This window comes from Halomonas sp. ND22Bw, assembly GCF_003011945.1.
In the GTDB taxonomy this organism is placed as follows: domain Bacteria; phylum Pseudomonadota; class Gammaproteobacteria; order Pseudomonadales; family Halomonadaceae; genus Halomonas; species Halomonas halophila.
Genome location: NZ_PXWD01000059.1, coordinates 1 through 615 on the forward strand (window position 1 = coordinate 1; position 615 = coordinate 615).

The 615-nt window shown below is 55.8% G+C and carries 1 rRNA gene; it reads left to right on the forward strand.

What is annotated here, in order from left to right:
* Positions 1 to 261: 261 nt before the first annotated feature.
* A 23S ribosomal RNA gene (locus CVH10_RS16950) occupies positions 262 to 615 on the forward strand; the annotation flags it as partial.

Here is a 615-nt window from a genome sequence, read left to right on the forward strand (position 1 = left end):
GCGGGGTATCCGGAAAGTACCAAGTTTTGCTGCTCGTGCAGGTCCATCAGGGATCGCGCGGGTTCGCAAATAATCGACATCGTTTAGAGGGAATGTGTCCGGTGTGGCGGCGAGAGCTGGTCCGCATCGGTCATGTTCGGCAAGCATAAGGTGACGTGGTCCGAAAGGGCCGTGTCACCGGTCTTTTTGTGACCGTGACGTGACGTGATCGGCAGCAGCTAAGCTGCTGCCGGATCACATGCGAACATCGATCATGAGAGCGATCAAGTGCCTTAAGAGCATTCGGTGGATGCCTTGGCGCTGAGAGGCGATGAAGGACGTGGTACGCTGCGATAAGCCTTGGGGAGCTGCGAACGAGCTTTGATCCAGGGATTTCCGAATGGGGAAACCCACCTTCGACCTTCCGTATTGTGTGGTCATACGCGGCTTGGGAGCGATCCTGGGCGGCGATATGGTCATTCAATACGGTTGGTCAGATGAAGGTATCAAATCCTGAATCCATAGGGGTTTGAAGCGAACCCGGGGAACTGAAACATCTCAGTACCCGGAGGAAAGGACATCAACGAGACTCCGTTAGTAGTGGCGAGCGAACGCGGACCAGGCCAGTGCCTGTTG